The following is a 6,930-nucleotide window of genomic DNA, read 5'->3' as shown; positions in this document are numbered from 1 at the left end:
CGTCGGAACGGTCCGGGGCTCACTGCTCGCGTTGCTCGGGTCATGTCCCGGGCGGAGCCTGGGGGAGCATCGGGGGTACTGCGCGCTGCGGCTCGGGGGCGGGAGATGCGTACGCGATGTACGCGCCGCCGGGCTCAGGCTCGAACGGGGTGGGGAATCAGGCGGAGGCCTGACGGGCCCGGTTGCGGGCGGCGCGGCGCTTCATCGCGCGGCGCTCGTCCTCGCTGAGGCCACCCCAGACGCCGGAGTCCTGGCCGGACTCGAGCGCCCACTGCAGGCACTGCTCCATGACGGGGCAGCGGCGGCAGACGGCCTTGGCTTCCTCGATCTGCAGCAGCGCAGGACCGGTGTTGCCGATGGGGAAGAAGAGCTCGGGGTCTTCCTCGCGGCAAACGGCGTTGTGACGCCAGTCCATGGCTGCTACCTCTCCTTGGTATTACGTGCAAGTTGCTTGTGAATGTGAACGCTTTCACGAATCCCTCAACAAGTGAAGGGACGAACGTCACATCTGCGACGGCTGTCCGTTGCTTGGAGGAGGGGATTCGGGCTCTCTGTGGGGCCGATGTTGCGGGCCGTCCCGAGCGCCATGTAGAGATTCGCAAACCTCGGCGGCGGATACAACCCCTTCAGGAAAGTTTTTTTTGATTCCTCGGTGTCGCCTCGGTCACAGCCGTACTTCCATGGGGTGGAGCCCAGCCCAAACGTTCGAGATAAAGGACCAAGGGCCCTTCCACTCACACAATCACACGCAGTGCACGGCGAACGCCTGTGAACGTCACGCTCGTACGCAGCCCCAGGTGGTCACCGTCCATCTGGAGCGGCAGGGGCACCTTGGAATGCAAGGTGAAGTCGGTGAGGTCGTGGAGCGTGACCGCGTTCTTGCCGCGGGGGCCCCGCTCGGGAGTGGAGGCGAGCAGCTGGCCGCCGTAACGGGCGACCGCCGGGGTCGACAGTTTCTTGAGTCCGAGCACGTCAAGGCCGGTGTCGAAGGACGCCTGAGGCGTCGGATAGAGCGGCCGGTTGCCCAGGAACGACCATGGTGAGGTGTTGCTCACTATGGAGACCACGAGATCCGTGACCGGGTCCTCGCCCGGACGTTCGAGCGTGATCGTGCCGTGCCGGCGGTCCGGCTCCCCGAGGAACTGGCGCACCACCTGTCGCACATACAGAGCGTGCGTCGAACGCTTGCCCCGCTCCCGCTGCTGCTCGACCCGGCCGACCACACCCGCGTCGAAGCCGAGCCCCGCGCTGAAGGTGAACCAGCGGGACGGCACCGCCTCGTCCTCCGTGCCGGGCGTGCCCGCGGCGAGCCCCAGGCCCACCGTGCGCTGCCGGCCCTCGCGCAGGGCGTCCAGAAGCTGGCCGGTGGCCTCCACCGGATGGTTCTGCAGACCCAGGGCGCGGGCGAAGACGTTCGTGGAGCCGCCGGGGACGACCGCCAGACCGGGCAGCCGGTCCAGGTCGGGGCCCGCGTGCAGCAGCCCGTTCACGACCTCGTTGACCGTGCCGTCGCCACCGAGGGCGACGACCAGCTCGATGTCCTTGCTCTCCGCGGCCTGCCGCCCGAGGTCCCGGGCGTGCCCGCGGTACTCGGTCGTCACCGCCTCCAGCTTCATCTCGCTGGCGAGCGCGTGGATGAGGACATCGCGCGTGCGCGCACTGGTGGTGGTTGCCGCCGGATTGACCACGAGGAGTGCACGCATGCAAGGCAGGGTACCTAGCGACCTTGATCGGGCCCAGACCGAGGTAGGAGTCGGGTAGGAGTCAGGGCCCCGGCGGGCCCGGGGGAGGGCCTCGGGAACGCGGGCGCGCGGGGGCTACTCTGCAAAGGTGACCTCAGAGCAGAACCCCGCCCCCGAGACGTCCGCACCGACCGAGCCCCGCCCCGGCCGGCTGACCGCCGCCGCGGCCCTGGCCGGACTCGAGGGCGCCGCACTCGTCGTGGGCGGCGCCTACATGCTGGTCGCCGCGCTCACCGGACACCCCGACAACCGCCAGCAGGCGATCACCGGCGGCGTCACCCTGATCGTGCTCGCCCTGCTGCCGCTGCTCGCCGCGCGCGGCCTGCTCGCGCTGAAGAGCTGGAGCCGCGGGCCCGCGATCATCACGCAGATCATGGCGCTGCCCGTCGCCTACACGCTGGGCCAGAGCGGCGGCGTCGCCCTGCCCTTCGGTATCGCGCTCGCGGCCGTGGCGCTCACGGCCCTGGTGATGCTCGTCAACCCGGCGACCACCGTCGCGCTCGGCATCCGCATGCCGGGCAGCGCGAAGGGCCCGGAGTAGACCCCGAGCCCTTCACTCACATCCGCGGAGCCTCTACTCCTCCACGAGGAGCTTCTCCCGGAGCTGGGCCAGGGTGCGGGCCAGCAGGCGGGAGACGTGCATCTGGGAGATGCCGACCTCCTGTGCGATCTGCGACTGCGTCATGTTCCCGAAGAAGCGCAGGAGCAGGATGCGCTTCTCGCGCGGCGGCAGGTCCTCCAGGAGCGGCTTGAGGGACTCGCGGTACTCGACGCCCTCCAGCGCCTCGTCCTCGGCGCCCAGGGTGTCCGCGACCGCCGGTGACTCGTCGTCCGTGTCGGGGACGTCCAGGGACAGCGTGGAGTACGCGTTGGCCGACTCCAGACCCTCCAGGACCTCCTCCTCCGAGATCCCCAGCTTCTCGGCGAGCTCGTGGACCGTGGGGGAGCGGCCGTGCAGCTGGGACAGCTCCGCCGTCGCCGTGGTCAGCGCGAGCCGCAGCTCCTGGAGCCGGCGCGGGACGCGCACCGCCCAGCCCTTGTCCCGGAAGTGCCGCTTGATCTCCCCGACCACCGTCGGGGTCGCGTACGTGGAGAACTCCACCCCGCGCTCCGGGTCGAAGCGGTCGACCGACTTGATCAGGCCGATCGTCGCGACCTGCGTCAGGTCGTCCAGCGGCTCGCCGCGATTGCGGAAGCGGCGCGCCAGGTGCTCGACGAGCGGCAGGTGCATGCGCACGAGCCGGTTGCGCAGATCCGCGTACTCGGGGCTGCCGTCCTTCAGGGTGCGCAGCTCGAGGAACAACGCCTTGGCGTTGCTGCGGTCCTGGGGATCGCGCGTGCCCTGCTGCTCACCCTGTCGCTGTTGGTCGCTCATCCGTCCCGCCCGTCGCGCGTCCGATCCACCGGGGCCCCCGCGAGTCTCGGGCCCGGAGGGCGGCGCTGCCTGCTGTGCCCCGTCGGCCGCCGGGTCCTCCGGGTGCGGCCGGGCCTGCTGCTCAGGGATGCCGGTGGTCAGCCGGCGGATCCCGCCCGTGCCGTCGGCCGGGAGATCTCGTGTGCCGCTCTTGTCGTCCCGCACCGGACCACCCCCGTCCATCACGCCGGGCCGGGGCCCGCGCCGCGCTTCTTGTAGAGGCTGATCGAGACCGTGTTGTCCTCGGCGACCGAGGACTCGACCTGGCCGGCCAGGGCGGAGAGGACCGTCCAGGCGAAGGTGTCGCGCTCCGGGGCCCGGCCGTCCGTGGTGGGGGCGGACACGGTCACCTCCAGGGAGTCGTCCACGAGGCGGAACACACAGCTGAGCACGGAGCCCGCGACGGCCTGCTGGAGCAGGATCGCGCAGGCCTCGTCGACCGCGATGCGGAGGTCCTCGATCTCGTCGAGGGTGAAGTCCAAACGCGCTGCCAGACCGGCCGTGGCCGTCCGCAGCACCGACAGGTAGGCACCCGCAGCCGGCAGCCGGACTTCCACGAAGTCCTGATTCCCGGGCTCGCCTGCGATCTGGGACACCCTCACCTCCAAGGTGGTACAAGCACTTTCGGGCTCCGGAGGACGATCCCCCCGGGTGATGCGCCACGTATATCTGCGGTGACGCTACCGCGCGCCCGACTTTCCTGTCCCGGGGACCCCCGGCCCACTGCTGTCACTCATGGTAAGCCTACGGGTACGGACAGTGGCTAGAGGTGGGGCGGGCTCAATTGGAAAGAGCGGGCGCCGCATTGACGTACCCAGGCGCCGACCCGTCGAACCGCCCGCGGGCGCGGATCCTCGGGATCACACGAGAATCGAGTCGACGAAGCACCAACGCCAGTCCTCACCAGGCTCGAAGGTGCGCATGACCGCGTGCCCGGTGTCCTTGTAGTGCTCCGTCGCGTGCCGGAACGGCGAGGAGTCGCAGCACCCGACGTGACCGCAGACCAGGCACAGGCGCAGTTGCACAGGGTGACTGCCCAGGGCCAGGCACTCCAGACAGGTCTCGCTCAAGGGCGCCGGTTCCGGTTGCGGCAGCGCGTCGACGTGCGGGCACTCGTACATGATGGCCAGGTTACGACGGGCACGGCGCGCAGGCCGGGCGGAAGGCGGGTCATGGACGTATTGCCACTGGTGGGACTGGTCGCGGCGAGTGCCGCGGTGGCCGGGGTGGCGCGCCGGACTCCGGTGCCGGCGCCGCTCCTCCTCGTCGCGGTGGGGCTCGTCGCCTCGTACGTCCCGGGCGTTCCCGAATACGCGCTCGACCCGCACGTCGTGCTGCCGCTGATCCTGCCGCCCCTGCTGCACACCGCGGCTCTGGAGAGCTCCTACCTGGACCTGAGAGCCAACATCCGGCCCGTGGCGCTCCTGTCGGTGGGCTACGTCCTGTTCGCCACCGTCGCGGTCGGCTGGCTCGCCTACCAGCTGATCCCCGACCTGCCGCTGACCGCCGCGCTCGTCCTGGGCGCCGTGATCGCCCCGCCGGACGCCGTCGCCGCGACCGCCATCGCCCGGCGGGTGGGGCTGCCCTCGCGGATCACCACGATCCTCCAGGGCGAGTCCCTGGTGAACGACGCGACCGCGATCACCGCCTACAAGGTGGCGCTCGCCGCTGCCGTCGGCGAGGGCGCCAGCTGGGCGGGCGGCATCCGGGAGTTCCTCGTGGCGGCCGTCGGCGGCGTCGGCATCGGCCTCCTCCTGATGGTGCCGCTGCACTGGCTGCGCACGCACCTGAAGGAGGCGCTCCTCCAGAACACGCTGTCCCTGCTGATCCCGTTCGTCGCCTACGCCGTCGCCGAGCAGTTCGGCGCCTCCGGGGTGCTCGCCGTCGTCACCGTGGGCCTCTACCTGGGACACCGCTCCTACCAGGTGGACTTCGAGACGCGGCTCCAGGAGGCGGCCGTCTGGAAGGTGGTCGCGTTCATCCTGGAATCCGCGGTCTTCGCCCTGATCGGGCTCCAGCTGCGCGTCGTCCTGAAGGGGCTCGGCGAGTACAGCGTCGGACAGGCCGTCTGGTACGCGTTCGGCGTGTTCCTCTTCGTGGTGGTGATCCGCTTCGTGTGGTCCTACCCGGCCACCTACCTGCCGTGGTGCTTCTCGTCGCGCATCAGGGAGCGGGAGAGCGACACCGACTGGCGGCGGCCCCTCATCGTCAGCTGGGCGGGCATGCGCGGCGTCGTGTCGCTGGCCATCGCGTTCTCGATCCCGCTCGTCACGGACGAGGGCGAGCCGTTCCCCGCGCGGAACCTGGTGCTCTTCCTGACCTTCACGACCGTCATCGGCACGCTCGTCGTGCAGGGGCTCACGCTGCCGCCGCTGATCAAGCTCCTCAAGCTGCCGGGCCGTGACGTGCGGGCCGAGACGCTCGCCGAGGCGCAGGCGCAGAACGCGGCGTCCACGGCGGCCGAGGAGCGCGTGGACGCCCTCATGGAGGACCAGCGCAACTGCCTGCCCCAGCCCCTCCAGGACCGCCTCCGCACCGTCCTGGAGCGCCGCCGCAACGCGGTGTGGGAGCGCCTGGGCCAGACCAACCCGGTGACCGGCGAGTCCGCCGACGACACCTACCGCCGGCTCGCCCGCGAAGCCATCCAGGCCGAGCGCGAGGTGTTCGTGAAGATGCGCGACGAGCGCCGCATCGACGACGAGATGCTGCGCACCCTGCTGCGCCGCCTGGACCTGGAGGAGGCGGCGGCCTACCGCGAGGTCGACGACTGAGGCGGGGGCGCGGGCGAGGTCGACCGCGAGGGTGACCGCGACGGCTCCGGTGCGTCGGGCGCGCCCGTGATCACCGCCGCCACGGTCGCCCCCGGAGCGAACGCGCCCTCCTCCGTCAGCACCGTGAGGGCGTGCAGCATTTTGGCGACATAGAGACGCTCGACGGGCAGCCCGTGGCGCTCCTCGAACTCCTGGGCGAAGGCGTCCAGCTCGGCGGGCACGCGCGCGTAGCCGCCTCCGTGGAAGCGGTCCGTCACCTCCCAGGCCCCGCGCCGCCCGCCGAACGCGTCCGACTGCAGCGCCTCGACCTCACCGCTCAGGAACCCGCCCTTGAGCACGGCCACCCCGAGCGCCCGTTGCCCCTCGTCGAGCCCCGCCGCGAGGCCCGCCAGCGTCCCCCCGGTCCCGCAGGCGACGGCCACGACATCGGCCCGCCCGCGCAGTTCGCGCCCGAGCTCCACGCACCCCCGCACCGCGAGCGCGTTGCTCCCGCCCTCCGGCACCACATAGGCACCGCCGGCCCCCGCGTCGTCGAGCACCCGCGCCAGCACCTCGGGCTCCCGCTTCGACCGGTACGTGGACCGGTCGACGAAGAACAGACGCATCCCGTCCGCCACGCACCGCCGCAACGACCGGTTCAGTGGCCGGTCCGCGAGCTCGTCGCCCCGGACGACACCGATCGTGGGCACGCCCAGGAGCCGGCCCGCGGCGGCCGCGGCCCGCAGATGGTTCGAGTACGCGCCCCCGAAGGTCACGATCGCGCGCCCGCGCGCCTCCGCCAGGTTCGGCGCGAGCTTGCGCCACTTGTTGCCCACGAGGTCCGGATGGATCAGGTCGTCCCGCTTCAGGAGCAGGCGTACGCCGCGGCGCGCGAACCGCTCGTCGTCGACCTCGGCGAGCGGCGAGGGCAGCCGCGGCGGGGGACCGGCGCCGGTCAGGGACGTGGGGGCGCGGGCCGGGGGGGGTGGGGGGGGGGCCCCCCCCCAAAGGGGCCACCCCCCCC

8 protein-coding genes are annotated in these 6,930 nt (G+C 71.6%); 2 read left to right on the top strand and 6 right to left on the bottom strand.

Going from position 1 to position 6,930, the window contains the following annotated elements; all coding sequences use genetic code 11:
* Positions 1-157 precede the first annotated feature (157 nt).
* Together ACFW9D_RS32320 and ACFW9D_RS32315 are read right to left on the bottom strand one after the other, a co-directional pair.
* Entirely contained in the window at positions 158-415 is a 258-nt protein-coding gene (locus ACFW9D_RS32320; protein WP_016639615.1) for a WhiB family transcriptional regulator, read from the bottom strand.
* 319 nt (positions 416-734) lie between these two features.
* Complete coding sequence (locus ACFW9D_RS32315) at positions 735-1,703, bottom strand: diacylglycerol kinase family protein (protein WP_188336933.1); 969 nt, start codon at positions 1,701-1,703, stop codon at positions 735-737.
* A gap of 127 nt (positions 1,704-1,830) precedes the next feature.
* On the opposite strand from ACFW9D_RS32315, the gene ACFW9D_RS32310 reads away from it, so the two are divergent.
* Complete coding sequence (locus tag ACFW9D_RS32310) at positions 1,831-2,283, top strand: hypothetical protein (protein WP_188336932.1); 453 nt, start codon at positions 1,831-1,833, stop codon at positions 2,281-2,283.
* A gap of 33 nt (positions 2,284-2,316) precedes the next feature.
* On the opposite strand, the gene ACFW9D_RS32305 is transcribed toward ACFW9D_RS32310, so the two are convergent.
* The 3 genes from ACFW9D_RS32305 to ACFW9D_RS32295 all read right to left on the bottom strand — a co-directional run bounded on the left by ACFW9D_RS32305 (position 2,317) and on the right by ACFW9D_RS32295 (position 4,277).
* Complete coding sequence (locus ACFW9D_RS32305) at positions 2,317-3,339, bottom strand: RNA polymerase sigma factor SigF (RefSeq protein ID WP_384627858.1); 1,023 nt, start codon at positions 3,337-3,339, stop codon at positions 2,317-2,319.
* On the bottom strand, positions 3,339-3,752 hold the full coding sequence (locus tag ACFW9D_RS32300) for an anti-sigma regulatory factor (RefSeq protein WP_188336930.1): 414 nt from the start codon (positions 3,750-3,752) through the stop codon (positions 3,339-3,341). Before ACFW9D_RS32300 ends, ACFW9D_RS32305 begins: the two co-directional genes overlap by 1 nt.
* Positions 3,753-4,016: 264 nt before the next feature.
* Positions 4,017-4,277 carry a UBP-type zinc finger domain-containing protein gene (locus ACFW9D_RS32295; RefSeq protein ID WP_188336929.1) on the bottom strand — a complete coding sequence of 87 codons (261 nt, stop codon included), beginning with the start codon at positions 4,275-4,277 and terminating at the stop codon, positions 4,017-4,019.
* Between the two features lie 51 nt (positions 4,278-4,328).
* Between ACFW9D_RS32295 and ACFW9D_RS32290 the strand changes: the two genes are divergently transcribed.
* A complete protein-coding gene (locus ACFW9D_RS32290; RefSeq protein ID WP_188336928.1) occupies positions 4,329-5,927 on the top strand; it encodes a Na+/H+ antiporter in 1,599 nt (532 codons plus the stop codon).
* Here ACFW9D_RS32290 and ACFW9D_RS32285 read toward each other — a convergent pair.
* Positions 5,906-6,865: a 1-aminocyclopropane-1-carboxylate deaminase/D-cysteine desulfhydrase gene (locus tag ACFW9D_RS32285; protein WP_384627861.1), complete on the bottom strand. Its 960-nt coding sequence runs from the start codon at positions 6,863-6,865 to the stop codon at positions 5,906-5,908. The genes ACFW9D_RS32290 and ACFW9D_RS32285 overlap by 22 nt on opposite strands.
* Positions 6,866-6,930: the final 65 nt, after the last annotated feature.

The organism is Streptomyces sp. NPDC059524 (assembly GCF_042749255.1).
GTDB lineage: Bacteria > Actinomycetota > Actinomycetes > Streptomycetales > Streptomycetaceae > Streptomyces > Streptomyces xanthii.
This window is presented reverse-complemented; position numbering and strand designations above follow the sequence as displayed.